Raw genomic sequence first — 25,622 nt, forward strand, 5'->3', positions numbered from 1 at the left:
AAATTGATTTGATTCCAAAAACACAAGTGATGAAACCTTTAGTATAGTTTCATAGCTGAAAAGCTTTGTTACTGATACAAGAAAGAGCCAAAGCAAAAATATTCTGCTTTGGCTTGTTTTTTATATTAAAAGTGAATTTTATTTTGTGAATTTCAAAGGATATTTTACATTTTTATAATCTTCAATACTTGCTTTTAAAGATCCTACAGCGAGCTCAGCTTTTAGTAATAATGGAATGTGATTGGCATCGTTAGAAACCCACATGGTAACTCCTTCTTTTTCTTTGAAAACTCTTCCGCTTTTTACAGACGGAATAATTTTCAGAGCATTTATTGTTCCGAATTTTGTTTTTAAATTTTCTGTCCCCATTACCTTCAGCTGAAAAGGAAACATCTCATCATCTATCCAGACATTCATATTAATAACCGCTCCGGATTTTAATTCGTTTGAGCTCTTACTTCTTAAATAATAGAAGCAAGACAACATATCCTGAACACCTTTCACAGATTTTATAGTTTTCGAACCATTGGACGGAGTTTTTTTATCAGTAAGAACCAATGTATTATTACTGTGGATGAAAACCGTCTGTAAATGCTGACTATAACTTCCTTCTTTCACATTACGAACATAATAAGCAGGCAGACTGGTCTTTACATTGATATAGCTTTCATATAAATCTTCCACCTTAAAAAAAGCTTTCACAGCACCCGTGGTCTTCCCGACACCTTTTACGTGTAAGTGAGGTTCACCCTGAAAATTGACTACTCGCGTACTTAAATTGGCATTTCCGGCATTTAAAAAACCGTAATGTATTCTTAGCGTCAAAGATTCTCCGTCTGCAATATTTGTTATCTGCCCAAAGCCTGAAAAGAATGCGAATATTGCTAAAATATTGAATAATTTCTTCATGATGTATAATTTACAAAAAGACTGCCAAATGATTACGTGATTGATGTCTTTATTTGATAAATCTCAGTTTTTTATTTAAGTTCGTTTAAATATGCTTCGCATTAAAATTAGTAAATTTGCATCTACTTACAATTAAATAATCTTTAATATTATGATAACGACAGACATATTGATTATTGGGGCAGGACCAACTGGGCTATTTGCTGTGTTTGAGGCAGGTCTGCTTAAAATGAAATGCCATATTATCGATGCGCTTCCTCAACCTGGAGGTCAGTTGGCAGAGTTGTATCCCAAAAAGCCTATTTTCGATATTCCTGGTTATCCGTCTGTGAATGCGGGTGAATTGGTAGATAATCTAATGGAACAGATCAAACAGTTTCAGCCAGGTTTTACATTAGGCGAAACCGCAGTTTCTTATAAAAAAATTGATGAAGAGTGGTTTGAGGTAGTTACGAATAAAGGTACAGTTCACAGATGTAAAGCAATTGCAATTGCCGGTGGTTTAGGAACCTTCGAGCCGAGAAAACCTACTATGGATAATGTAGCTGATTATGAAGAGAAAGGTCTGGAATATTTCGTAAAAGAACCGGAACATTTCAGAAATAAAAAAGTAGTTATCGCAGGAGGTGGAGATTCTGCCTTAGACTGGAGTGTTTTCTTATCCAATGTGGCAAGTGAAGTGACATTGATTCACAGAAGAAACGAGTTCCGTGGAGCTTTAGATTCTGTAGAAAAAGTTCAGGATCTTAAAAATCAGGGTAAAATTAAACTGATTACTCCGGCAGAAGTTACCGCCATCAAAGGTGACGGAAAAGTAGAGGCGATCACTGTAAAAGTTGATGATCAGGAAGCTTTTGATATCGAAACAGATTACTTTATTCCACTTTTCGGATTAACACCAAAATTGGGTGAAATCTCAAATTGGGGATTGAATATTGAGAAAAATGCAATTGTAGTCAACAATGCTTTGGATTACCAAACCAACATCGAAGGGATCTACGCAATTGGTGATATCAACACATATCCAGGGAAACTAAAACTTATTCTTTGTGGTTTCCACGAAGCAACCTTGATGTGTCAAAGTGTTTATAATAGATTAAATCCCGGTAAAAAATTCGTTTTAAAATATACAACAGTGAGCGGAGTTGATGGTTTCGACGGAAGCCGTAAGGAAGCTGAAAAAGCGGTTGTAAAGAAAATAAATTAATGAGTTGTCAGTTGTTGGTTATCAGTTGTTAGTAAAACAGAAACCATCAACCATCAACCACCAACTATCAACAAAATGAGCGATATAAATATAAGAATCACTGACAGGGAAGGATTGACTCACGATATTGTAGCTCCTACAGATATGTCAATGAATTTGATGGAGATCATCCGTTCTTATGAATTGGCAGAAGAAGGAACGATCGGAGTTTGTGGCGGAATGGCAATGTGTGCTTCTTGTCAGGTGTATGTGATTAAAGATCCCGGACTTGAACCTATGGGAGACGAAGAAGATGCAATGTTGGGAGAAGCTTATCATGTAGAGCCAAACAGCAGATTGGGTTGCCAGCTTCATATTGCTGATGCAATGGAAGGTCTTGAAGTGGAGATTGCTCCTTATCCTTAAATGAATTTTATTTAAATGATATTGAAAACTCCTGAAGATTATATTCGGGAGTTTTTGTCTCATATTAGTAGTTTATAATTCTTCTCTTAACCAATCAAAATATACTTTATCAAAGAATTTTGGCTCAATATTTAATCTATTTATTTCATCTTCATTACAAGGATAAGCATGTGCGATTTGTGCAGACTTATTAATTTCAAACAACATTAAATTTGTTTCAATTCCGATATTTGAGACTCCGATATTTTTATCAACTTTTACACCAAATCTTAATGTTTCATTTTCTAGAATTAAAGCAAAATATTCTGTAAAGGAGTCTAATAAAATTGGTGTCAAAACTGTTTCATTTATTTCTGGAAAGAAGTATGAAATATTGTTTTCCTTTGCAAAACTTTTAATTTTTTCTCTATCCATTTTTAACGGTAAATAATGTTTTGAATATTCCTGAGCACTAGCCATTTTTGAATTAAATACATTTGTTAAATTTAAAAAATGGGCTTTTGCGTTATCAATCCATCGGATTAAGTTGAAACTGACTCTTTTAAATTCGTTTAAATCTTCGGCATAAAAAAGACCAGATTCTTCTTCATATGACTCTCTTACAAAGTCTTCTTCATTTGCAGTGGAGTATTTTGAACAAGTATCTATCCACAATGCAATTAATTCTTGCTCAATTATATTTAAACGATTTCCTGTTCTACAATTTATTGGGCATTCTAAATTTTCGCTAATAAAATCTTTGAATTCTCTTTCAGTAGTTAGTTTATTAAATCTGTCAAGTAGCTGTTGGTTCATTTAAATCAAGTTTTGATAAATTTATCAATATTAATAAGATGTACGCAAAATATTTATATAATTTAAACCTCCTCCTTAGAAATCCACTTCCCAACCGTAGGAGCCTGATAATTTCTCATTTTTTCTAAAAGCTCATCAATATGGTCGCTTACCAAAAGCATTTCCTGATTAATTTGCTTTAAAAATCCTTTATCAACCATTGTTTGAACTAATTTAATTAAATCGTCATAGAAGCCGTCAATGTTCAGAACGGCAATGGGTTTTTGATGCAGCCCGAGTTGTGCCCAAGTGATCATTTCAAAAAACTCTTCCATAGTCCCGTAACCGCCGGGAAGTACGATAACGCCGTCGCAAAGTTCATTCATTTTGGTTTTTCTTTCATGCATGCTTTCTACCAAAATCAACTCGGTAAGATGAAGATGTGCAATTTCTTTTGACTGTAAAAAATGGGGAAGAACACCGATAGCTTTTCCGCCTTCCTGAAGGACGCCGTCAGCAACAGCACCCATTAATCCGACATTGGCACCGCCATAAATCAGTTGAATATTTTGTTTTGCTAATGTTTGTCCGAGCAAAATTGCCTGCTCTTTATAGTTTTCATCCGAACCGAAACTTGATCCGCAGAATACGGTGATACTTTTCATAATCATTTCTTGTAAACACAAATGTCACAAAATATTTTCACAATTGACATAATTAATTTTAAACTAAGAAAATCTAATGTTGCCTGACTCTTATTTAAAACAAAAATATCCAAAATCAAACGACTTTGGATATTAATATTTGAGTAATTTTTATCTTATTTCAAAGGAATATTTGCTAGAATATCCTTCGTAAAACTCCAGAATTTCTGTGTTGAAGCAATATTTGCTTTTTCATCCGGAGAGTGTGCTCCTCTGATGGTGGGTTCCGAAACTTACCATTTCCATTTCAGGATAATTGGCACCGATAATTCCACATTCCAAACCTGCGTGACAGGCTACAACATGAGGTTTTTCCGAAAACTTTTCAGTATAGATTTTCTCCATCATCTGAACGATTTCAGAACCTGGTTTTGGTTTCCAGCCAGGGTATGATCCGCTGAATTCCACATTCATTCCTGCCAATTCTGATACTGATTTCAGTTGTTCAGCAACAGAATCTTTAGACGAATCAACTGATGATCTCGAAAGATTTAAAATTTTCAAACCACCTTCTTTTAATTCTACTCTTGCCACATTATTTGAAGATTCTACCAAATCCTGAACATCCGGGCTCATTCTGTAAACGCCGTTGTGAAGAGATTTTAAAACCAAAATAATTTTCTTTGAATCTTCTTCTGAAACAGCCTTTTCTGAAGTTGTAGAATTTTCAATATTGATCTGAAGCCCGGCTTCAATGGAAGCAAATTCTTCTAAAATTTCTTTTTTAATTCCGTTGGTTACATCCTCAATAAATTCTCCTGCATTTCTTACAGAAACTAAAGCCACAGCTTCTCTCGGAATCGCATTTCTCAAACTTCCGCCGTCAATAGAAACTAACTGAATGTTCTGATTTGCTAAAGCTTTGTAAAGAATTCTGCTTAGAATAATGTTGGCATTTCCGAAACCTTTGTGAATATCCATTCCTGAATGTCCTCCTTGTAAACCTTTTACTTCGATTCTTACAATTTGGCCTGTAGAAGCTTCTGTTGTGTAAGTCTGGCTCACCGTTACATCAATTCCACCTGCGCATCCGATATCGATTTCGTCATCTTCTTCAGTGTCAAGATTTAATAAAATCTGACCTGTTAATTGTCCTGGTTTTAAACCTAGAGCTCCCGTCATACCGGTCTCTTCATCAATCGTAAATAAAGCTTCCAAATCTGGATGCGGTATGTCTGAACTTTCAAGAATAGACATGATGGTTGCAACACCTAAACCGTTATCAGCACCTAAAGTCGTTCCTTTTGCTTTTACCCAGTCGCCGTCAACTTCCATTTGGATTCCCTGAGTTTCGAAATCAAAATTCACATCATTGTTTTTTTGGCAAACCATATCAAGATGCGACTGCATCACGATTGATTTACGGTTCTCCATTCCTGTGGTGGCTGGTTTTTTAATAATGACATTTCCTACTTCATCGACCGTAGTTTCTAAACCTAAATTTTCACCAAATTCTTTGATGAAAGCAATTACTTTTTCTTCTTTTTTAGACGGTCTCGGAACAGCATTCAATTTGGAAAAATTCTTCCAGATAATCTGCGGTTCTATGTTTGATAGTTCCATAAAATTTATTTTTATCAAAATTACGAAATCGCTATGATTTAGAAACGAAAATACTAGCTAAAACTCGGCGATTGCATATGACAGATAAAAAAATAAATAAATAATATGAAATAAAAAATGCTCCCGAAATTCAGGAGCAGTATTTTTGCTAATTGCTAATTGCTAATTGCTAATTGCTAATTGCTAATTGCTAATTGCTAATTACTTTAGCATCCACATTCGCCGTAAATCGGCATTTTCATGATAGTTCCGTCCGGTTTTTCAATCGTTAAGGTACCTTCGAAAAGTAAAACCTCTTCATGCTTTATCTTTTTACCTTTCACTGAGATTTTATAGTTCTCATTTTCAATTTCTTTGGTCAGTTCTTCATCCACTTCCATATCACTTGAGGAGATAAGATTCATTGCGATTCTCTTTCCATTGAGTTTCATGTAAGCTGTTTTCCCTGCATCGTCTGCATAAATGTATTTTTCGTTTTCAAAATCTGTCTTATTTTTCGCAAAATAACAAGAGCATTCTTTAATTTCTTTAGGGAAAGGAAATACATCGACCAGAATGTTGGCAGATGCAGAATCAGTTTTTGCAGAATCCTGAACGATATTAAGAGAATCTTTGGGTGTTGAATTTGAAACGGTTTCTTTTTCCTTTTTACAGGCAACCAAAGTTAAAACTGAAAGGAAAATGATAAAATATTTCATCTGTTGAAATTTGTTTATTTTGAATTTAAAACGATTTTAATTCTTAAAGCAATTGCTGAAGCTATCTATCCTCTTGATCTCTCAAGCAGAACCATCATCAGCAATGATAAAACAACCAAACTTTCGTCTTCGTCATCAATATCAATCAGTCTGTCCAGCTGGAATCTTCTTCCAAACATTGAAGGCATTTTTTTAAGCTTAAAATATTCTTTTCCGTCCATACCAATTACTGTGTATGATGGGTTAAGGAAATATCCGGTAAACATTCCGATGATAGGAATTTCTCCAACCATTCCGTCGAAAAATTTAACCCAAGCGTTGTCTTCTGTAATGGTAAATTTTTGCTGATCGGCTTCATCCAGAATATTGTAAGAAGATTTCCAGATAGAGCGCATTCCTTTTCTCGCCAATCTTCCGAAATTTTTCCCGATCGTATCTTTGATTGAGTAAGATGCATTAAAATCAATCCACTGATTTGCCTGAATTCTGAAAAGTTCTTTGGTTTTGCTTTCGTCATTGAAAACAATGACGTCTTCTTTCAGTTTAAACATTTTCTGGCGAACGTATGCGACAGAGTTTCCGTTTTTATCTGTAATGTTGAAATCGCTGGCAAGAGTGGTGATTTTAAATTTAAAATCCAGCGGATAATTGAGGTTGTTAAGAATCATTTTTGGTTTATTTTTCTGTTAATATTTTGATGATCAAAGATAAAGGTTTTAAAATAATTTAATGCGTAAAAAACATGAATGAATTAAAAATTTTGACACCAAAAATGTCCTGTTTCTGTATGTTTGAATTTCAAAACTCTCAACAAAAATTCTTATTTTTGTGTTATGGATTACCCAAGTAAAGTATTGGCAAAAGCAGTTGAGGAAATATCAGGACTTCCGGGTATTGGTAAGAAAACCGCTTTGCGTCTTGCGCTTCATTTACTTAAACAGCCTAATTCACGAGCGACAGGTTTGGGAACTTCGATCATCAATCTTGTTAATGAAATAAAATACTGTAAAGAATGCCACAATTTTTCTGATTTTGATATTTGCGAGATCTGCAGCAACGAAAAACGCAGTAATGAGCTTATTTGCATTGTAGAAGATGTACGAGATGTTATCGCCATCGAAAATACCGGAAAATACAGAGGCAAATATCTTATTCTTGGCGGAAAAATTTCTCCGATGGAAGGTGTAGGACCTCATCAGCTGAATATTCCGAGTATTGAAAAGAAGCTGCAGCTGGGTGAAGCCAAAGAATTTATTTTTGCTTTGAGTGCAACAATGGAAGGTGATACCACAGCTTATTATATTTACAAGAAATTCAAGAATTCAGGGATTCAGTTTTCAAGTATTGCGAGAGGAATTTCTGTAGGTGATGAGCTGGAATATGCTGACGAAATTTCTTTGGGAAGATCAATCATCAACAGGCTTCCGTATAACGAAAAGGATTAAAATGACTCCAAAACTTTCAATCATTATCGTTAATTATAATGTGGCTCAACTATTGAGAAACTGCCTTATTTCAATTCAAAAATATGCTGAAAAAATCAATTATGAGGTTATTGTGATTGATAACAATTCTAGTGATAGTTCTTGGGGAGACCTCATTCCGGAGTTTCCGAAAGTACAGTTTATTGCTTCCGAAAAAAATGAAGGTTTTGCCGTAGCAAACAATAAAGCAATTGAATCTGCGCAGGGAGAATATCTTTTAATTTTAAATCCCGATACCGAACTGGAGGGTTTTTATTTGAATGAAATTTTAGATTTTGCTGATTCTAAAACCAATTTCGGATGCCTTGGTGTAAGAATGCATGATGCCAATGGAGTTTTTCTCCCGGAAAGCAAGCGGTCAGTTCCTGATATGTTTAATTCTTTCGAAAAGTTATTTACCAATTTTAAAAAGAAAAATTCAAAATCATATTATCGAAATGATGTAGACGAATTTGAAATTGCTGAAGTTGAAGTCATTACCGGAGCATTTTTCCTTGTTAAACGAGAGGTTTACAAAAAAGTAGGCGGTCTTGACGAAAGGTACTTTATGTACGGTGAAGATATTGATTTGTGCTACACTTTGTTGAAAAACGGGTGTCAAAATTATTATTACGGAAAAGCTTCAATCCTGCATCATAAAGGTGAAAGTACCATTAAAGATGAAGTGTATTTAGAAAGATTTTATGGAGCCATGCAGATTTTTATAGATAAATATTACCGGGAGAGTAAACCTTTGCAATATTCATTTTTGAAAGCAGGTTTAAAATTAAGACACAAAATAGAGCAGATTAAACTCAAATAAAAAAGCAACCCAATAATTGAGTTGCTTTTGTTTTATTTTGATCAATAAATTCTTACTTAGTTGCCGGAACGCTTTCCTTGGTTGTAGTAGTTTTAGAAGCAGGTGCATTTTTCTTAGCAGGTGCCTCAGATTGAGTAGGCACTGGAAGAGGTGCTGCTTTTGGTTTACCCATTACCACAACGCTGATTAAAATCAGAATGATGATTACCGCTCCTAACGTCCAGGTTGACTTCTCCATAAAGTCGTTGGTTCTCTGTACTCCAAACTGGGCAGAAGATGCTCCTCCGAATGTACTTGAAAGACCGCCACCTTTAGGGTTTTGAGCCATAACAACAATTACCAATAAAACGCTGGCAATCATAATAAGAACCATCAATAGTGTAAATATAGTATCCATTAATTTTAATATCTTTTTGAATGGGCAAATTTAATGTTTTTTTACAGAACCGCAAAATAAAGATTTCACTAAAAACAAAAAGCGGCAACAATTGTTGCCGCTTTTCTTCAATATACTTTATTCTTATTTGAAATCAGTGTCTTTAGCCTGATTTACTTCGTAAGATTTTACTTTCATGGTCATATCCATACCCATTTGGTTTACATTGATGGTGTAAGGCATTTTCACACCTGCAACATCTTTGTAATCTGCGAAAGTAGTGGGTACTGTCATCGTTTGTCCCTGAGCTTTTACAGTTTCTGTTTCTCCTGTTTTAAGACCGGTTTTTACGCTGTAGTAATATGTTTTGTCAGCAGATTTGATTGCATAAGAATCTTCACCTGCGATTTTCTCGATTCCTGCCAATTTATAATCTGCAGATTTAGCAAAACCTAATTCTTCGAAAAGTTCAGTGTTCTTTAAGTTGTCAGCAATTTCTTCTTTAGTCATGGCAACTTTTTGTCCACCTTGCTCAGAAAATCCTGTTTTACCGTCAAAAACTTGTTTCTGAAGAGTCATGCCTCCCATAGAAACTACAGTAAGTTCTTTACCTCCCTGTGCTTTGATGCTCTTAAAATCAATGTTTTGTCCTTGTACAGACATTGATGCGGTCGTAGTGTATGAAGAAACTTTTGAAAGATTTTCTTTTCCTCCAATTGCAGTAATGTATTTATCTACAACAGACGCTACAGTTACACTTGCATCAGCTTTCTGAACAATTGGTTTCCCTACAGGATTCGCATTGGCATCATAATATTTTACAGGATATCCTAATTTCTCTAATCCTTCAGAAATTTCAGAAGCTTTACCTGCAATAAAAATTCTGCTTTGGTTAGGCATTATCGTAGTTTTCACCGCAGTCGAAACATCAGCAGCAGTTACTTTATCAATCGATTTTAAATAATTTGTATAAAAATCAGCCGGAAGATCATTTACTTTCTGGCTTACTGCAAATCTTGCGATAGTAGCAGGCTGTTCTAGAGACATGATGAAGCTTCCTTTTAATTTAGCTTTTGCATTGGCAAGTTCGTCAGCTTTCACTGTAGAAATTCCGTTGATTTCATTCATGAATTCCTTTACAGCCTTATCGGTAACCTCATTTCTTACGCTTGCTTCTGCTGAAAAATCAGGAGAGTATTTGCTTGCGCTCATGCTAGAGTAAGCTCCGTAGGTAAATCCGTTTTTCTCACGAAGGTTCATGAAAAGTCTGGCTTCACCACCACCACCAAGAATATAGTTGGCAATTGTAGCAGGGAAGTAATTAGGATCTTTCATTTTCAGCGTGTTGATGTTTCCTACAGAAACTACAGATTGTACTGCCGAAGGAACGTCTACCACATTGATCTCTGTTTTAGCAACATTTGAAGCAGGCTCTAAAGGTGGGAAAGCTGTGTTGGCTTTTTTCCAGTTGGCAAAAGCTTTTTCTACCATTGGTTTTACCTTGTCAAACTTTACATCACCTACGATCACCAAATAAGCATTATCCGGTGCGTAGTATTTTTTGTAAACGTTTTGTACGTCAGCTAATTGAATTTTGTTAACAGACTCTATCGTTTCAAATTCTCCTCTTGCAGTATTTTTTCCGTAGATCAAAGCGTTAGAAACTCTTGAAGCAATAGATGAAGCATTTTTTTCTTCACTTTTGATACCTTCAACGGCTCTGTCTTTTGATTTTTGAATTTCATCAGCAGAAAATTTAGGATTGATAATCGCATCAGCCATTAAACCTAAAACTTCAGGGAAATATTTTGAAAGCGAATTAGAAGATGCTCCTCCTGAATTGAAACCTAAGTTTGCGCCTAAGAAATCAATTTTTTTGTTGAATTCGTCTTTGCTTAAAGTCGTTGTACCGTTACCCAATTGGTCTGCCATGATTTCGCTTACTCCTGCAACATCACCTTCATAATAAGGTTGTCTGTCCATAGAAAGGCTCATATTTACCCTAGGTAGTTTGTTGTTTTCAACCACCATTACAGTTAAACCGTTTTTTAACTGAAAAGTCTTTGGCTGTGCAATGTTGATCGAAGGAGTTGGTCCTGCCTTCGGCATTGCATTAAGATCAATTTTTTGTGCAGAAAGCATTCCTGTGAATAAAAATGCTACTGCTATATATGTTAATTGCTTTTTCATTTGTAAAAATTTAATTTTAATAATTCTTTATTTAAATTGATAATTGCATTGAAGATGTTAAACTAATTTTTAGTCTTCTATCTTGAATATCTAGTATCTTGAATTTATTGTAAGAATTATTTTTTTTCAGGTACGTAATTAATGATTACTCTTTGGTTAGAATTCAGATACTTCTTCGCAGCATTCTGCAAATCTTGCTTTGTGATTGATCTGTAGATTTCAATCTCCTTGTTGATCAAATTGGTATCTCCCATCAATACGTGGTTAGTTGCTAATGAAGCAGCAATTCCCTGAATGCTTGAGTTAGCATTTACAAACTGATTCTCAAACTTGTTCTGAAGTTTTTGATAATCTTCCTGAGAAATCAAAGTAGATTGCAGCTTCTTGATTTCAACATCAATGTCTGCCTGTAAAGTCTGTCTTGTTGTAGCTCCCATTGGCATTGCAAAGAAACCGAATACGCCGTAATCTTCCATACCAAGGTTAAACGCCTGTACTTCTAAGGCTTTTTTCTCCTGATCTACTAGTTTTTTGTATAAAACAGATGATTTCCCGCTGCTTAAATAAGATGAAAGCATATTCAGAATATATGCGTCTCTGTCTTTGTTTGAAGGACTTCTGTATGCAAAGATATATGCTGGAAGCTGAATGTTAGGATCTGTAACAGTCTTTTCAGTTTCTTTAGTTATAGGAGATTCTTTCGGGAAGTTTTTAGGAGTTACAGTTCCTTTAGTCAATCCACCGTAATATTCCTGAATCCATTTTTTTGTCTGCTCAGGCTTGATGTCTCCTGCAACAACCAAAGTTGCGTTGTTTGGAACATAATATTTTTTATAGAAATCTCTGAATTCTTCCAGTTTTGCAGAGTTCAAATCATCAATTGATCCGATTACTGAACCGCTGTATGGGTGATTAGTAAAAAGATTTTGTTGAATGGCGTTCATCAGATTTCCATAAGGCTGATTATCCATTCTCAATCTTTTTTCTTCTTTTACAACTTCTCTCTGAGTGTCTACACCAATCTGATTAATCTCAGCATGACGAAGTCTTTCAGCTTCCATCCAAAGACCTAATTGCTCGTTGTTTGAAGGGAAAGTTTCGTAATAGTATGTTCTGTCCATGCTTGTATTGGCATTGTTTTGCCCTCCGTTTGAAGATACGATTTTAAACCAATCTCCTCTTTTAATATTCGGAGTACCTTCAAATAAAAGGTGTTCAAAGAAGTGTGCAAAACCTGTTCTGCCTTTGATCTCGTCTTTTCCACCTACGTGATACATGATACCTGTAGTAACTACCGGAGCAGAATTATCCTGATGAAGAATTACGTGCAAACCGTTTGGCAGATCATATTCTTCGAATTTGATTTGTTGTGCATTCAGCATTACTCCAAAAAAAGCAGCAGCTGCAACACTAAAAAGTCGTTTTTTCATAAATAGAAATTGTTTAGTCAATATGTACCAAAAATACATCAAATGTTACAAATTTTTAAGAAAATTTTGTAGTTTTAAAAATTGGAACGAGACTTGGTTCAAAAAAGAAGTTTTCTCTCAATTAATTATTAATTATAAAGTTTTACAGCTCTATCTCATGAAAAGTTTTTTAGAACAAAATGTTTCACCGGAATCGTTGATCACGCTATTCAGTCAGGCTCCCGTTGCAATGTGTTTGTTGATTGGCGATGATCTTGTCATACAAAATGCCAATCCGCAGATTTTAGAATTGTGGGGCAGAGATATTTCTATTGTTGGGATGCCTTTATTTGAAGCTTTACCTGAAATAAAATCTCAGGGTTTTGTAGAAATTTTCAACAATGTTTACAGAAAAGGCGAGGTTTTTAATGGTAATAAACTCCCTGTATTTTTAGATAAATTCGGATATCTGGAAGAACATTTTTTTAATTTTATTTATTCTCCTGTTTTCAATGATGAAAGAAAAATTATCGGCGTTAGTGTTGTGGCAACCGAAGTAACCGATCAGGTGATTTCAGAAAGAAAACTGAAAGAAAGCGAATATCGTTTTGAAGATTTAATCAAAAATTCAGATTATTCTATTGCTATTTATCGCACCAATGACTTGTATATAGAGCTAGCCAATAATTTAATGCTTAAAACGTGGGGGAAAGATGCTTCCGTGATTGGACTTAAACTGGAAGATGCTTTGCCTGAGCTTGAAGGTCAGCCTTTTATCGGTATTCTTAAAGATATTTTTAAAACCGGAAAAACATATACAGCAAAAGAAGATAGGGTAGATTTGGTAGTAGACGGAAAACTTCAGAGTTATTTTTTTAATTTTTCTTACAAGCCACTGAAAAATGAGAAGGGCGAAGTCTATGCCATCTACAATATAGCAGTTGATGTTACAGATTTGGTGATTGCTCGTGAAGAAATACAGAAAAGGGAAGAAAAATTCAGAGATTTGGCAGATTCTATGCCACAATTTGTCTGGACTTGTGATAAATACGGACAGTTGAATTACATGAATGACAATTGGTACAGGTATACTGGTTTCGACAGAGATGAAAATCCGTCTGAAGGTTTCAAAAGAGTAATCAGTCCTGAGATTCATGCGAAAGTAGAATTAGTTTGGGCAGAAAGTGTAAGAGCCGGAACACCATTTGAAATGGAATATCAGTTTATAGATCCTAAAAATCCCGAAATATATCGTTGGTTTCTCGGAAGAGCAGTACCTACTTTGGATGAAAATAACGAAGTTTCACAATGGATTGGTACGTTCACAGATATTGATGATTTTAAACAATTGCAGACACAAAAAGATAATTTTCTCGGAATTGCGAGTCACGAACTGAAAACTCCTTTGACGAGTCTGAAGATCTACACCCAATTTATAGAGAAAAATCTTGTAAGACAGAATGATTTGAAAAATGCAGAGGTCGCCAGAAAAATGGACGCTCAGATAGAAGTTCTCACAGTTTTGATTAGTGATTTGCTGGATGTTACCAAAATACAGAACGGAAAAATTCAACTCAACGAATATGAATTTGATTTCGATAAACTTACCGAAGAAATTGTTGCAGAACAGCAGATGAACTCCAGACATAAGCTTATCATACAGCCGTTTCAGATCGGTACAGTATATGCAGACCGTCACCGTATTTCTCAGGTAATGAGCAATCTCATAAGCAATGCAATTAAATATTCTCCGGATGCAGATGAGGTGATTATTACCAAAAAATTGCAGGATAATACCGTAACTTTCAGTGTGAGAGATTTCGGAATAGGTATTCCTTCAGATAAGCAACAGAAAGTTTTTGAACAGTATTACAGAGTAAGTGGTTCAAAAGAGCATACTTTTCCGGGTTTGGGTCTCGGACTTTACATCTCATCAGAAATCATCAAAAGGTCCGGAGGTCGCATCTATGTACTTTCTACGGAAGAAAAAGGGTCTGATTTTTGCTTCGAAATCCCCAAAAGTAAAAAAGTATAAACAAAATGCCCAACGCAACAAAAGTTTTAGTGGTAGATGACAGTCCGGCAATCGTAGATTCGATAGAAATGATGCTTGATTTTGAAGGATTTGAGATTGAAAAATTTTATAAAGGTTCAGATATGCTGAAAACTTTGAGTGCAGATTCAAAACCCAACGTCATTCTTATGGATATGTGGCTCTCCGGTGAAGACGGAAGAGATATCTGCAGAGAGATCAAAGCAGATGAAAATCTGAAAGATATTCCTGTTTTGATTATGTCAGCAAGCCGAGGCTTGGAACAGTCTGCATTAGATGCAGGTGCAGATGCTTTTATTGCAAAACCGTTTGATCTGGGTGATATGGTCGACAGGCTCAAAAAGTACGCTCAATAAAAGTAAATTTCAATAAATTATGAAGTCAGCAGAATATTTTTTGCTGATTTTTTTTGTCTGAATTTTTAGCCTAAACATTTACACTCACAATTTGAAATCTCCTTATAATACACTAATTTTGTGTTCCCAAATTTTTTTGCTGTATGGATTATCTGAAAGGACTCAACGAACCACAATATGAAGCCGTTACCACGTTACAAGGACCTTTGATGGTACTTGCCGGTGCAGGTTCTGGAAAGACGCGTGTACTCACGATGCGTATTGCGCATTTGATTACCAATGGCGTTGATCCTTTTAATATTCTGGCGCTGACCTTTACCAACAAGGCTGCTAAAGAAATGAAAGAACGTATCGCAAAAGTGGTCGGACAAAGCAATGCGAGAAGTCTTTGGATGGGAACTTTTCACTCCGTTTTTGCAAGAATTCTGAGAAGTGAAGCGCATTATCTGGGTTATCCATCTAATTTTACGATTTACGATCAGCAGGATGCTCTGAATGTCATCAGAAAAGTACTGAAAGATATGAACATTGATGCCGATTTATATAAACCTAAAAAAGTTCAGGCAAGAATTTCCAATTATAAAAATAATCTGATCACGGTAAAAGCCTATTACAACAATCCAGAATTAATGGAAGCTGACGAAAAAGCCAACATGAAATTCATTGGAAAAATTTATGAAAAATATGTAGAAGCGTGCTTTAAAAACGGCTCAATGGATTTTGATGATTTATTGTTGAAAACCAATGAGTTATTGACCAGGTTTCCAGAGGTTCTAGCTAAATATCAGGACAGATTCAGATATATTCTGGTAGATGAGTACCAGGATACAAATCACTCTCAGTATTTGATTGTAAAAGCATTAGCTTCAAAATTTGAAAATATCTGCGTAGTAGGAGACGATGCACAGTCAATTTACTCTTTCCGTGGTGCGAATATTTACAATATTTTAAATTTCAAAAAAGATTATCCGGATGCGATGACGGTTTCTTTGGAACAAAATTATCGTTCTACACAAAACATCGTAAATGCTGCAAATGTGGTTATCGCAAAAAATCTGCAACAGTTTAAGAAAAATGTTTTCAGTGAAAATGAAGAAGGAGAAAAAATCAAAGTGTACCGTTCACTTTCCGACGCTGATGAAGCCAACTTCGTTGCAGGAAATATTTGGGAACTGAGCAACAGAGAACAAAAAAAATTTAGTGATTTTGCGATTTTATACCGTACCAACTCTCAGACGAGAGCTTTTGAAGACTCTTTAAGAAGAAAAAATATTCCGTACAAAGTATATGGAGGTCTGTCTTTTTACCAAAGAAAAGAGGTAAAAGATCTTATCGGTTATCTTCGTCTTTTGGTGAATGAAAACGATTCTGAAGCTTTAATGAGAATCATCAATTACCCTACCAGAGGAATTGGCGAAACAACTCAGAATAAATTAATTGTTTTTGCTGATGCTCAAAACGTTTCGGTATCTAAAGTGTTAGACAATCTGGGAATGTATGCACCACAATTGAAATTCAACAATGGCGTTTTAACCAAACTGAGCGATTTCTGGTCGATGATTAAAGCATTTCAAGTTTTGCTGAAAACTGAAACAGCTTACAGTGTTGCAATGGAAGTGGCAAAGCGAAGCGGTTTGATTAAATTTTTAAAAGACGATCAGACACCGGAAGGAATTTCACGTGTAGAAAACGTTCAGGAATTGATGAACTCGATGCAGGGTTTTATCGAAGAACAGATGCAATTGGAAGATGGTGATCCAAGTTTACCGAATTTTCTTGAAAACATTGCACTTTCTGCCGATACACAAAGAAAAGATGATGGAGAAGATATGGTTTCTCTGATGACAATTCACCTTTCAAAAGGTCTGGAATTTCCTGTCGTACATTTGGTGGGATTGGAAGAAAATTTGTTCCCGAGTTTCATGAGTTCAGCAACCAGAGAAGATCTGGAGGAAGAAAGACGTTTGTTCTACGTTGCCTTGACAAGAGCTGAAAAGCAGGCATTTTTCTCATATGCGGTTTCCCGTTTTCAGTGGGGAAAAATTACCGATGCTGAACCTTCAAGATTTTTAAGTGAAGTTGACGAGCAGTATCTTGAATTGCTCAATCCGGCAATTGAAAGCAGATTTATCAACAACGCCGGGATTACTTCCAATATTTTTGATGAGCATCCTTCAGAAATGAGAAGCTTTAAAAAAGTAGAAAAAAAGACTATTGCAAAAACCGAAAATGATAAACCGATTGCTGAACCTAGGAAATTAAAACCTGTAAGCACTGCAAAAATCATCAATCCAAGCGGAGCTTCTTCACAGGATATTGAAGTGGGCGACAAGGTAAGGCATGACCGTTTCGGAATCGGCGAAGTAAAATTTTTGGATGGAACTGATCCTCAAAACATCAAGGCAAAAGTTGTTTTCCTGCACGAAGGAGAAAAGAATCTGATCCTGAAATACGCTAAACTTACCAAAATTTAAAAAAATATAATTTGAAGATTTACACTTTCTGTATTTTATTAGTCTACTTTTTTTGTAGACTAATAAATATAATCTACATTTGCACCTCGTAAAAAAACGAAGAGTAGAATTTTTAAATTATAAATAGATGAAAATTAACAAGACTATTTTATCTGTCTCAGTTTTGTTTTTCCTCGGAAGTTATGCAGCAGCTCAGGAAAAAGATACAGTGAAGACGGCAAATGTTGAAGAAGTAGTAATTCTGGGATCGAGAAGCGGTGCAAGATCAAAAGTTGACAGCCCCGTTCCTGTAGATGTATTTAATATAAAAGAAGCATCAGTTGTTTTACCACAGACTACAATCGGACAGATCCTTAATGCCATTGCACCATCATTTACCTCAACCATTCAGACGAATGCAGACGGAACAGATCATTTAGATCCTGCGCAATTGAGAGGTTTGGGTCCCGATCAGGTTTTGGTTTTGGTTAATGGAAAAAGAAAGGCACACTTCTGCTTTAGTCAATGTAAACGGATCACCGGGAAGAGGAACCGTAGGAACAGATTTAAATGCAATACCGTCTTTTGCGATCAGCAGAATTGAAGTGTTAAGAGACGGAGCTTCTGCACAATACGGTTCTGATGCTATTGCAGGTGTGATTAATTTAGGTTTGAAAAGAGACATCGGAAAGCTTACCGGACAATTGACTTATGGAGGAAATCTTACACCAACCGCAAATGATCATACCGGAGATTTTGACGGACAAAATATACAGGTTGACCTGAATTATGGTAATAAAATAGGTAATGAAGGCGGTTTTTATAATATTACCTGGTCTTCACAATTCAGAGATCCAACTTACAGAGCAGGAACAGAAAGTGGATCTATTTATAATGCCTACAATGCTATCGAAAGGCGTGCTTTGAATGACGGTGTCAATCTTTCGTCATTGTTTACAAACATCGGAACCACTCCTAACTCCCAACAGTTGATCAATTATATTCATCAATATGCTCAAGGTGTGGATTACTTTTCTTCTCAGCTGCAAAGTCAGATTCAGGGAGCGAATACTATTGCAGGGCTGCAAAGTATTTTAGGCGCAAATGTTACCGACCAGGAATTAGCATACAGAGGTCTTTCAAGAAAAGATTTTAATATGCAGGTCGGACAGTCGAAATTAAATAACAACCAGCTTTTTGCCAATATTGAAATTCCGTTAAATGATCTTTGGAAAGTATATACATTTGGTGGTTACAGCTTCAGACAAGGAACTTCGGGAGGGTTTTACAGAAGACCTAACCAAAGCAGAACGTTTACAGGTTTGTATTCTGACGGCTATCTTCCTCAAATAGGAACAGGCATTCAGGATTTATCTTTGTCTACAGGAATAAAAGGAAATTGGAACGGTTGGGATGTAGATTTCAGCAATACTTTCGGGAGAAATTCTTTTGATTATACCATAGAAAATACAGGAAATACTTCATTAAGATTTGCTTCTCCAAATGAATTTGATGCAGGAGGATTGCGTTTTTCTCAAAATACGGTCAATTTAGATTTTTCTAAAAAATATGATGTTTGGAAAGGAATTAACATCGCTTTCGGTGCAGAACACCGGTATGAAAATTTCAAAATCACAGCAGGTGAAGAGGCTTCTTATGCTACTTATGATGCCGCCGGAAATTTATGGAACGGAACAACTCCACGACCTACAGATTTCTTTGGAAACGCTCTTCCTGGCGGATCGCAGGTTTTTGGCGGATTTAAGCCAATCAATGCAGTCAACAAAAACAGACAGGCCATTGCAGGATATGCAGATGTAGAATTAAATTTTACCGACTGGTTTTTGGTAGATGTCGCTGCGAGATATGAAAACTACTCAGATTTTGGGTCTACTTTTAATTATAAACTGGCTTCAAGAATTAAACTGGCTGACAATTTAAACTTCAGATTTGCTGGTTCTACAGGTTTCCGTGCACCGTCCATTCACCAGATTTATTATAATGTGACATCCACGCTTTTTACAGACGGAACTTTGAAGGAAGTAGGAACTTTCAGTAATGATTCAAAATTGGCAGAACTTCTGGGAATTCCGAAGCTGAAACAGGAAACTTCAAAATCGGCAAGTGCAGGTTTCACTTACAGAATCCCTTCTGCGAATATGACGTTTACAGCCGACGGATATTTTACCAGAATTGATGACAGAGTTGTCCTTACCGGGCAATTCCCAAGAACGGTTGCTCCGGTAGCTTTTGATACTGAAGCTGTCAATGCAGCTCAGTTTTTCACCAATGCCATTGATACTGAAACTAAAGGGTTGGATGTTGTTGTCTCACACACTTTGAGATTTCCAGATTTCAAACTTGATAACAGTTTTGCTTTAAACTTAAACCAAACCAAAAGAGTGGGAGGAATTCATTCTTCCGGAGCTTTACAGGCGGCTAATCTTGAAAATACTTATTTTTCTGAAGCTGCAAGAATTTATCTTGAAGAAGCGGTGCCAGGAACCAAAGCAAGCTTATCTCACAATATTTCATGGAAAAATGCAAGTTTATATCTTAGAAATACCTATTTCGGAAAAGTGACCAGCCCGGATATTATTGATGCAAACGCAGACGGAGTGATTTCGCCAAACGAACATCAGAGTATTACAGATAAAATCATTACTGATCTTTCTTTGGCTTATCAATTTACAAAAAGTGTAGGCTTAACGGCGGGAGTCAATAATTTATTTGATATTTACCCAACCAAAAACCTTACAGCTTCAACCAACAATGATCAGTTTATATATTCACGCTCTACCTCTCAGTTTGGGCAGAACGGAAGATACGTTTTTGCACGACTTAATTTCAATTTTTAATAGTTTATAGTTTGATTTTCAAAGCGGGTTCAATTTTTTTTTTTGAATCCGTTTTTCTTTTTTGAATGTTTAATTACTGAAGCTCATTTTTACGTAAATTCCTATCTTTAGATTTCAATAAATTTTAAGAATGAAAAAAATCCTTGTTATCCTATCTGTTTTTCTGTTTTCATTTCCATTTTTTTCTCAGGAGTACCAGACTATTTCCAATATTCATTATTACGATGAAAAGATCAATCAATCTGATATTTATATTAATGAAAGGTGTGTTTTAGATGTGTATGTTCCAAAAAAAGTAAAGAATTTCTCAACGGTAATCTGGTTTCATGGAGGCGGCCTGACTGGCGGACAAAAAGATATTCCTGAAGAATTAAAAAATAAAGGAATTGCCGTGATTGGCGTAAACTATAGATTGTCACCAAAAGTAAATGCTCCCAAATATATTGAAGATGCCGCAGCAGCAACTGCATGGGTTTTCAATAATATCAAAAAATACGGAGGAAGTGAAGAGTTGATTTTCATTACCGGACATTCTGCAGGAGGTTATCTTGCAATCATGGTTGGTCTGGATAAATCTTATTTAGGCAAATATAAAATTGATGCCAACAAATTAGCCGGAATTATACCGTTTAGCGGACAAATGATTTCCCATTTTACCGCAAGAAAAGAAAAAGGGATTGATGAGCTTGATGCCAGAATTGATGAAATGGCGCCACTGCATTTTATTCGCTCAGATGCACCGCCTTTGCTTTTGATTACAGGAGATCGGGAAAAAGAACTGTTCGGAAGATATGAGGAAAACGCTTACCTGTGGAGAATGATGAAGCTGAAAGGTCATAAAGAAACAGTTTTATACGAACTCGACGGTTTCGATCATGGCGGAATGGCTCATCCTGCTTTTCCGTTACTTTTAAATGAAATTAAAAGGATTGAGACAATGAAGAAAAAATAGATATTTTGAAATTTTTGTTTTTTATATACATTTTTAGTATTTATTTCTTCTGTGAAATAATAAAATCAACCATAGCATTATTAAGTTCATTTTGATAAACAATGTCGGTGTCTTTAAATCCGTGATTTCCTTTTTTTACAACAATAAGTTTGTGCGTTGTTTTAGTCTTTTCTAACATCTTGTTTAATCTTTTTGAATGCCTTATCGGTGCAACTTTGTCTTTGTCACCATGAAGAATTAAGGTAGGAACAGTATTTTGAGTGTAATAAAGAGGAGAAATTGTTTTACTGAATTCAATTACTTTGTTTCTTTCAGTTTTGATATCGTAGCCAGTCATTCCTTTCGCAATATTGGTTCTGATATCAATGATTTTTTTCGAAATTAAACCAACGATGAATAATAAAGGCTTTGGCGCTCTGGTGTGGAGAAGCCTGTTGATATCAGTCGGTCCGAAATTATCGATTACATAATTTACTTTTCCTGAATATTCTGAAAGATCAGGATCGCCCACAAACTCACTGTCGGGAGTATATGCAGAAAGTAATGAAAGATGTGCGCCTGCAGAAACTCCCCAGTAACCGATATTTTCTGAATCAAAACCATATTGATCAGCATTTTTTCTCACCCATTTTACCGCATCTTTAGAATCTTCTACCGGGCCGGGAAAATGAACATCTTCACTCACCAAACGATAGTTAACACTTAAAACTGCATAATTTTTTTCAGTCAGTTTTAAAATGGTCTGCTCAATATAATTATCGGGAGTAATTACTTTATCTCCCAATGCCCATGCACCTCCATGTAGAAAAATAACAACAGGCAATTTTTCATTAGCAGAATTTTTTGGCCTGTACATATCCAATTGTAAATTTTTGCATTTGCCATCTTTTTTGTACGTAATATTTTCTAGAACTGAAGTTTTCTCCTGAAGTAAAGCACTCTTTGACGTTTGTGAGAAAATGGAAGCTGAAAAAAAGAAAATAAAAAACAGGTTTAGAAAAAACCTGCTGATATGTATATTTTTTGTTGCTGAAATCATAATTAAAATATTGAGACGTATTATTTTACTAACTCCTCAAAAAGTTTACCAAAAGTCTTTTCCAGATCTTTAGATTTTCCGGGATGAGGTCTGGAAGTCTGTATAACTGCGCTCCTTACTGCAGTTAACCACCGAAACCGTTCCGGAATTTCCATTTGGGCAACCGGTCCTGCGTCTTTTTCACCGATGGCTATTTTCCGGAAACTTTCTAAATTTTGAATGATGTCGTCATAATCCAATTTGCTTTTGATGAGTTTAAATTTATCCGGACACAGATAAAACGCTACACGAATAAATTTTTCTCTTTTTGAAAACATAATCAGCCCAATGTTGAAAAATTCTTCTCGTTCAACTTTTGGTACCAATCGTATCACGGCGTATTCGTATATTTTATCCTCTTGCATTTCTGGCTTCGTTTACAAAGATTTGCGAATTTTCTAATCGGGTTTTCATAAAGTTAAAATAAACCTCACGAATTTCATCCGGACTCTCTTCTGCATCGTCCCAATGCAGCCAATCTTGTGGTATAAGATTTACAATTTTTCTGAAAATCTCGTCATTTAAAACTTCGTGAGCAAATTTTTCAGCTTCATCTAATTTCGTAGCCTGCGGAAGCAAAACATGGTCTTTCACATATTTAAAAGGAGTTTTTGCTGCCGTGTCAAAATTCTGCCAGGAATGATGGAAGTAAAAAGATGCACCGTTATCAATCACCCACAATTCTTTATGCCACATCAGCAGATTGGTGTTCTTAAAAGTACGGTCGATGTTGGTGATAAAAGTATCCAGCCAGACAATTTTTGATGCAAGAAAAGGATCAACTTTGATACTGGAATCGTATGCAATTGATTCTGAAAGATAGTGCAAACCCAGATTGAGGCCTTCAGAAAACTTAAGCAAATCCTGAATTTCTTCATCAGCTTCCGTTCTTCCGAAATCTACATCAAGGTTCGCAAAAACCAGCTCAGGAATCGGCAATCCTAAAGCTTCGGCTATTTTCCCGCCTAGGAGTTCTGAGATGAGCATTTTCACTCCATGACCTGCGCCACGAAATTTTAACACGTATTTAAAATCATCATCAGCTTCTGCCAAAGCAGGCAGTGAACCGCCTTCCCGAAGCGGAAGAATGTAACGCATGACGGTAACCGTTCGTAAATCTAACATAACGCAAAAATAAGATTTTAGTTTGTGTTTAATTGTATTTGTGTTATTTTTAGGATTGAAATTATTTTTACAAATTTTATAAGTCAATAATTCTGCGAGATTTACCTAAATTCAAAAATAAAAAATTATGAACATCGTCAAAAATAAAAATATCATTATTTCAAACCCTGAAACCAAAGATTTTCTTGCCGATGCTTATTATCCGGAAGCAGAAAATAAACTTCCTTTGGTGATTTTCGTTCATGGTTATAAAGGTTATAAAGATTGGGGTGCGTGGAATTTGATGGCTGAAAAATTTGCAGAAGCAGGTTTTTTCTTCGTCAAATTCAATTTTTCTTATAATGGAACTACTATTGTAAACCCGAATGAATTTGATGATCTGGAATCTTTTGGGAACAATAATTATTCAAAAGAACTTTCAGATTTAGGATTTATTATAGATCATTTCATCAAAGATCCAAAAGTGGATGACCAAAGAATAATTTTGCTCGGACATAGTCGGGGAGGAGGAATTTCTATTGTTAAAACCTGCGAAGATATGAGAATCAATGGTTTGATTACTTTGGCAAGTGTTGATAATCTTGAACGATTTCCTAAAGGCGAGAGTCTGATAGAGTGGCAAAATAACGGTGTTTATTACGTGGAAAATGCGAGAACAAAACAGCAAATGCCTCATTATTATCAATTCTATGAAGATTTTGCAAATAATCCGCATCGTTTTGATGTTGAACGTTCTATGGAGATGGTAAAAGCGCATGTTTTGATTATTCATGGAACCTCGGATGAGTCTGTGAAATTGAAAAATTCTGAACATCTTCATATTCTGAATCCCAATAGTGAATTGTTTTTAGTTGAAAATGCCAATCATACTTTCGGAGCAAAAGAACCTTGGGAAGACGATAATTTGCCCGAAGATTTAAATTTAGTTGTTGGAAAATGTATTGAATTTATTCGTGAGAAAATGTAGTTTTCAAATCACAAAATATATTTTTCAATTTTAGTTGAAATATTTAATTTTTTTTGATAACTTCGTAAATACCAATAACAAAGTTTATAACAAGTAATTATGAAAAAATTAAATTTAAAAAATGCTCAGAAATTAAGCAGAGAAGCTCAAAAAAACATTTCAGGAGGAGACAAGGTAAAGCAATGCTCATATAGCGGTTGTTTTAGTGATTATCTCAGCGATGGTACAGGTTTATGCCTTATACCTCCGTGCTCTTATCCGAATTTTGGTACCGAAAGCCAAGATGCAAATGGACGTTGGCAATGCTGCTACTAAATGTTTTGTATTAAGGAATAAAAAAAGGAGTGAAAATTTTCACTCCTTTTAATTTTTTAAATTATTTAATTAATAATTTCCAGGCATCATCTATCTTACTTTCCAGCAATAATTTCTGAGCTTCGAGATGGATGTTTTCATCATCAGAACAATTTTCAGAAGGTAAAATTTCAACATTTGCCAACATTCCCAAATCGTTTCCTGTGAATACTTTGCTGTATTTTATTGCATCAGGAAGCCGATCAAAACCAATTCCCTTTGTGACCAATGGCTTTGGAACTTCAAAAAGATTGTTGTCATTATTTCTAGAATACCAGTTTCCACCAAGACGGGCAACCATGTCTAATTTTGCCTGATCTAAATTTCCTTCTTCATTGAGATATTCTTCTCTTATATGAATTTTTTTCACCTCACAAATAACCAGATTTCCTGCACCCCCTTGATCTCCAAGAGATTTTATTTCTAAAACCTGACATTCAAAATTTACGGGGCATTCTTCGATTAATTTTGGTTGAATCAAATCTGCATCTTTCATGGTTAATCCTGATTTGATAAATTCATTCACGTCATCACCATATTCTGTTGATGCTAAAGAAATTTGCTGTACGATTGGAAAATTAACCGTTCCTATAACAACTTCCGGAACTTCTAGAACGTTTTGTAAAGTATGTTTCGTAGTATTATCCCGAACTCTTCTCGAAGGCGAGAAAATTAAAATCGGTGGAACCGTACTGAACATATTGAAAAAACTGAACGGCGACAAATTGCTGTTTCCGTCTTTGTCAATTGTAGAAGCCAATGCAATTGGTCGTGGTGAAACGGCTGTTTGCATGATGGTTTGCAGTTGTACGGGAGTTATTTCTGATGGAAGTACTGTTTTCATTTTTTATCTAAAACTTAAAAGTTTTTAAACATTATTTTTTGATTAAGCCCCCTCAAATTTG

The 25,622-nt window shown here is 35.4% G+C and carries 22 protein-coding genes and 2 pseudogenes; 11 read left to right on the forward strand and 13 right to left on the reverse strand.

Features of this window, described 5'->3' with window-relative positions:
* Window positions 1-138: 138 nt before the first annotated feature.
* On the reverse strand, window positions 139-909 hold the full coding sequence (locus ACZZZA_RS08960) for a DUF3108 domain-containing protein (protein WP_463431062.1): 771 nt from the start codon (window positions 907-909) through the stop codon (window positions 139-141).
* A 151-nt stretch (window positions 910-1,060) separates the two neighbouring features.
* Between ACZZZA_RS08960 and ACZZZA_RS08965 the strand changes: the two genes are divergently transcribed.
* Window positions 1,061-2,116 carry an NAD(P)/FAD-dependent oxidoreductase gene (locus tag ACZZZA_RS08965; protein WP_463431064.1) on the forward strand — a complete coding sequence of 352 codons (1,056 nt, stop codon included), beginning with the start codon at window positions 1,061-1,063 and terminating at the stop codon, window positions 2,114-2,116.
* A gap of 75 nt (window positions 2,117-2,191) precedes the next feature.
* On the forward strand, window positions 2,192-2,521 hold the full coding sequence (locus tag ACZZZA_RS08970) for a 2Fe-2S iron-sulfur cluster-binding family protein (RefSeq protein ID WP_463431066.1): 330 nt from the start codon (window positions 2,192-2,194) through the stop codon (window positions 2,519-2,521).
* Between the two features lie 72 nt (window positions 2,522-2,593).
* Here ACZZZA_RS08970 and ACZZZA_RS08975 read toward each other — a convergent pair whose 3' ends face one another.
* From ACZZZA_RS08975 to ACZZZA_RS08995, 5 genes and pseudogenes are all read right to left on the reverse strand, one after another.
* On the reverse strand, window positions 2,594-3,316 hold the full coding sequence (locus tag ACZZZA_RS08975) for a hypothetical protein (RefSeq protein ID WP_463431068.1): 723 nt from the start codon (window positions 3,314-3,316) through the stop codon (window positions 2,594-2,596).
* Between the two features lie 62 nt (window positions 3,317-3,378).
* Window positions 3,379-3,960, reverse strand: coding sequence for an LOG family protein (locus ACZZZA_RS08980; protein ID WP_463431070.1), 582 nt, complete (start codon window positions 3,958-3,960; stop codon window positions 3,379-3,381).
* A gap of 155 nt (window positions 3,961-4,115) precedes the next feature.
* A pseudogene (locus ACZZZA_RS08985) lies at window positions 4,116-5,562 on the reverse strand (aminoacyl-histidine dipeptidase).
* A gap of 206 nt (window positions 5,563-5,768) precedes the next feature.
* Window positions 5,769-6,260, reverse strand: coding sequence for a hypothetical protein (locus ACZZZA_RS08990; RefSeq protein WP_463431072.1), 492 nt, complete (start codon window positions 6,258-6,260; stop codon window positions 5,769-5,771).
* Window positions 6,261-6,325: 65 nt separating this feature from the next.
* Entirely contained in the window at window positions 6,326-6,928 is a 603-nt protein-coding gene (locus ACZZZA_RS08995; protein ID WP_463431074.1) for an LURP-one-related/scramblase family protein, read from the reverse strand.
* 165 nt (window positions 6,929-7,093) lie between these two features.
* Here ACZZZA_RS08995 and recR point away from each other — a divergent pair, with 165 nt between their 5' ends.
* Window positions 7,094-7,705, forward strand: a complete 612-nt coding sequence (recR, locus tag ACZZZA_RS09000; RefSeq protein WP_463431076.1) for a recombination mediator RecR — start codon at window positions 7,094-7,096, stop codon at window positions 7,703-7,705.
* 1 nt (window position 7,706) lies between these two features.
* Window positions 7,707-8,546 carry a glycosyltransferase family 2 protein gene (locus tag ACZZZA_RS09005; RefSeq protein WP_463431078.1) on the forward strand — a complete coding sequence of 280 codons (840 nt, stop codon included), beginning with the start codon at window positions 7,707-7,709 and terminating at the stop codon, window positions 8,544-8,546.
* A gap of 52 nt (window positions 8,547-8,598) precedes the next feature.
* Here the strand turns inward: ACZZZA_RS09005 and secG are convergent, their stop codons facing one another.
* The 3 genes from secG to ACZZZA_RS09020 all read right to left on the reverse strand — a co-directional run bounded on the left by secG (window position 8,599) and on the right by ACZZZA_RS09020 (window position 12,542).
* Window positions 8,599-8,943 carry a preprotein translocase subunit SecG gene (gene secG / locus ACZZZA_RS09010; protein WP_463431080.1) on the reverse strand — a complete coding sequence of 115 codons (345 nt, stop codon included), beginning with the start codon at window positions 8,941-8,943 and terminating at the stop codon, window positions 8,599-8,601.
* A 123-nt stretch (window positions 8,944-9,066) separates the two neighbouring features.
* Window positions 9,067-11,112: a M16 family metallopeptidase gene (locus tag ACZZZA_RS09015; RefSeq protein ID WP_463431082.1), complete on the reverse strand. Its 2,046-nt coding sequence runs from the start codon at window positions 11,110-11,112 to the stop codon at window positions 9,067-9,069.
* Window positions 11,113-11,228: 116 nt separating this feature from the next.
* A complete protein-coding gene (locus tag ACZZZA_RS09020) occupies window positions 11,229-12,542 on the reverse strand; it encodes a M16 family metallopeptidase (RefSeq protein WP_463431084.1) in 1,314 nt (437 codons plus the stop codon).
* Between the two features lie 157 nt (window positions 12,543-12,699).
* Between ACZZZA_RS09020 and ACZZZA_RS09025 the strand changes: the two genes are divergently transcribed.
* The 5 genes and pseudogenes from ACZZZA_RS09025 (at window position 12,700) to ACZZZA_RS09045 (ending at window position 21,193) form a co-directional block, all read left to right on the forward strand.
* On the forward strand, window positions 12,700-14,556 hold the full coding sequence (locus ACZZZA_RS09025; RefSeq protein ID WP_463431086.1) for an ATP-binding protein: 1,857 nt from the start codon (window positions 12,700-12,702) through the stop codon (window positions 14,554-14,556).
* A 5-nt stretch (window positions 14,557-14,561) separates the two neighbouring features.
* A complete protein-coding gene (locus ACZZZA_RS09030) occupies window positions 14,562-14,930 on the forward strand; it encodes a response regulator transcription factor (protein ID WP_463431088.1) in 369 nt (122 codons plus the stop codon).
* Window positions 14,931-15,073: 143 nt separating this feature from the next.
* Window positions 15,074-17,404, forward strand: a complete 2,331-nt coding sequence (locus ACZZZA_RS09035) for an ATP-dependent helicase (RefSeq protein WP_463431090.1) — start codon at window positions 15,074-15,076, stop codon at window positions 17,402-17,404.
* Window positions 17,405-17,531: 127 nt separating this feature from the next.
* Window positions 17,532-20,241 (forward strand): annotated as a pseudogene (locus ACZZZA_RS09040) (TonB-dependent receptor plug domain-containing protein).
* 130 nt (window positions 20,242-20,371) lie between these two features.
* Window positions 20,372-21,193: an alpha/beta hydrolase gene (locus ACZZZA_RS09045; RefSeq protein ID WP_463431092.1), complete on the forward strand. Its 822-nt coding sequence runs from the start codon at window positions 20,372-20,374 to the stop codon at window positions 21,191-21,193.
* A 40-nt stretch (window positions 21,194-21,233) separates the two neighbouring features.
* Here the strand turns inward: ACZZZA_RS09045 and ACZZZA_RS09050 are convergent, their stop codons facing one another.
* From ACZZZA_RS09050 to ACZZZA_RS09060, 3 genes are read right to left on the reverse strand one after another with little or no spacing between them, the layout of a single operon-like run.
* Window positions 21,234-22,232 carry an alpha/beta hydrolase fold domain-containing protein gene (locus ACZZZA_RS09050; protein ID WP_463431094.1) on the reverse strand — a complete coding sequence of 333 codons (999 nt, stop codon included), beginning with the start codon at window positions 22,230-22,232 and terminating at the stop codon, window positions 21,234-21,236.
* 20 nt (window positions 22,233-22,252) lie between these two features.
* Entirely contained in the window at window positions 22,253-22,636 is a 384-nt protein-coding gene (locus ACZZZA_RS09055; RefSeq protein WP_463431096.1) for a DUF3037 domain-containing protein, read from the reverse strand.
* The gene (locus ACZZZA_RS09060; RefSeq protein ID WP_463431098.1) at window positions 22,623-23,396 is read right to left on the reverse strand and encodes a HipA family kinase; all 774 of its coding nucleotides are present in this window, start codon (window positions 23,394-23,396) and stop codon (window positions 22,623-22,625) included. Before ACZZZA_RS09060 ends, ACZZZA_RS09055 begins: the two co-directional genes overlap by 14 nt.
* A gap of 127 nt (window positions 23,397-23,523) precedes the next feature.
* Here ACZZZA_RS09060 and ACZZZA_RS09065 point away from each other — a divergent pair, with 127 nt between their 5' ends.
* Window positions 23,524-24,363: an alpha/beta hydrolase family protein gene (locus ACZZZA_RS09065; RefSeq protein WP_463431100.1), complete on the forward strand. Its 840-nt coding sequence runs from the start codon at window positions 23,524-23,526 to the stop codon at window positions 24,361-24,363.
* A gap of 99 nt (window positions 24,364-24,462) precedes the next feature.
* Window positions 24,463-24,678 (forward strand): hypothetical protein, encoded by a 216-nt coding sequence (locus ACZZZA_RS09070; RefSeq protein WP_463431102.1) that lies wholly within the window; start codon window positions 24,463-24,465, stop codon window positions 24,676-24,678.
* Window positions 24,679-24,739: 61 nt separating this feature from the next.
* Here ACZZZA_RS09070 and ACZZZA_RS09075 read toward each other — a convergent pair whose 3' ends face one another.
* A complete protein-coding gene (locus ACZZZA_RS09075) occupies window positions 24,740-25,561 on the reverse strand; it encodes a flavin reductase family protein (RefSeq protein ID WP_463431104.1) in 822 nt (273 codons plus the stop codon).
* Between the last annotated feature and the right edge of the window lie 61 nt (window positions 25,562-25,622).

The sequence above is a fragment of the Chryseobacterium sp. AC405b genome (assembly GCF_979258685.1).

Excerpts from the sequence above, each read along its gene's own strand:
- ACZZZA_RS08975 (WP_463431068.1), bottom strand. The coding sequence starts at position 3,316 with ATGAACCAACAGCTACTTGACAGATTTAATAAACTAACTACTGAAAGA.
- secG (WP_463431080.1), bottom strand. The coding sequence starts at position 8,943 with ATGGATACTATATTTACACTATTGATGGTTCTTATTATGATTGCCAGC.
- ACZZZA_RS08995 (WP_463431074.1), bottom strand. The coding sequence starts at position 6,928 with ATGATTCTTAACAACCTCAATTATCCGCTGGATTTTAAATTTAAAATC.
- ACZZZA_RS09035 (WP_463431090.1), top strand. The coding sequence starts at position 15,074 with ATGGATTATCTGAAAGGACTCAACGAACCACAATATGAAGCCGTTACC.
- ACZZZA_RS09015 (WP_463431082.1), bottom strand. The coding sequence starts at position 11,112 with ATGAAAAAGCAATTAACATATATAGCAGTAGCATTTTTATTCACAGGA.
- ACZZZA_RS09055 (WP_463431096.1), bottom strand. The coding sequence starts at position 22,636 with ATGCAAGAGGATAAAATATACGAATACGCCGTGATACGATTGGTACCA.
- ACZZZA_RS09050 (WP_463431094.1), bottom strand. The coding sequence starts at position 22,232 with ATGATTTCAGCAACAAAAAATATACATATCAGCAGGTTTTTTCTAAAC.
- ACZZZA_RS09065 (WP_463431100.1), top strand. The coding sequence starts at position 23,524 with ATGAACATCGTCAAAAATAAAAATATCATTATTTCAAACCCTGAAACC.
- ACZZZA_RS09045 (WP_463431092.1), top strand. The coding sequence starts at position 20,372 with ATGAAAAAAATCCTTGTTATCCTATCTGTTTTTCTGTTTTCATTTCCA.
- ACZZZA_RS08965 (WP_463431064.1), top strand. The coding sequence starts at position 1,061 with ATGATAACGACAGACATATTGATTATTGGGGCAGGACCAACTGGGCTA.
- ACZZZA_RS09005 (WP_463431078.1), top strand. The coding sequence starts at position 7,707 with ATGACTCCAAAACTTTCAATCATTATCGTTAATTATAATGTGGCTCAA.
- ACZZZA_RS09025 (WP_463431086.1), top strand. The coding sequence starts at position 12,700 with ATGAAAAGTTTTTTAGAACAAAATGTTTCACCGGAATCGTTGATCACG.
- ACZZZA_RS09060 (WP_463431098.1), bottom strand. The coding sequence starts at position 23,396 with ATGTTAGATTTACGAACGGTTACCGTCATGCGTTACATTCTTCCGCTT.
- ACZZZA_RS08960 (WP_463431062.1), bottom strand. The coding sequence starts at position 909 with ATGAAGAAATTATTCAATATTTTAGCAATATTCGCATTCTTTTCAGGC.
- ACZZZA_RS08970 (WP_463431066.1), top strand. The coding sequence starts at position 2,192 with ATGAGCGATATAAATATAAGAATCACTGACAGGGAAGGATTGACTCAC.
- ACZZZA_RS08990 (WP_463431072.1), bottom strand. The coding sequence starts at position 6,260 with ATGAAATATTTTATCATTTTCCTTTCAGTTTTAACTTTGGTTGCCTGT.
- recR (WP_463431076.1), top strand. The coding sequence starts at position 7,094 with ATGGATTACCCAAGTAAAGTATTGGCAAAAGCAGTTGAGGAAATATCA.
- ACZZZA_RS08980 (WP_463431070.1), bottom strand. The coding sequence starts at position 3,960 with ATGAAAAGTATCACCGTATTCTGCGGATCAAGTTTCGGTTCGGATGAA.
- ACZZZA_RS09070 (WP_463431102.1), top strand. The coding sequence starts at position 24,463 with ATGAAAAAATTAAATTTAAAAAATGCTCAGAAATTAAGCAGAGAAGCT.
- ACZZZA_RS09020 (WP_463431084.1), bottom strand. The coding sequence starts at position 12,542 with ATGAAAAAACGACTTTTTAGTGTTGCAGCTGCTGCTTTTTTTGGAGTA.
- ACZZZA_RS09075 (WP_463431104.1), bottom strand. The coding sequence starts at position 25,561 with ATGAAAACAGTACTTCCATCAGAAATAACTCCCGTACAACTGCAAACC.
- ACZZZA_RS09030 (WP_463431088.1), top strand. The coding sequence starts at position 14,562 with ATGCCCAACGCAACAAAAGTTTTAGTGGTAGATGACAGTCCGGCAATC.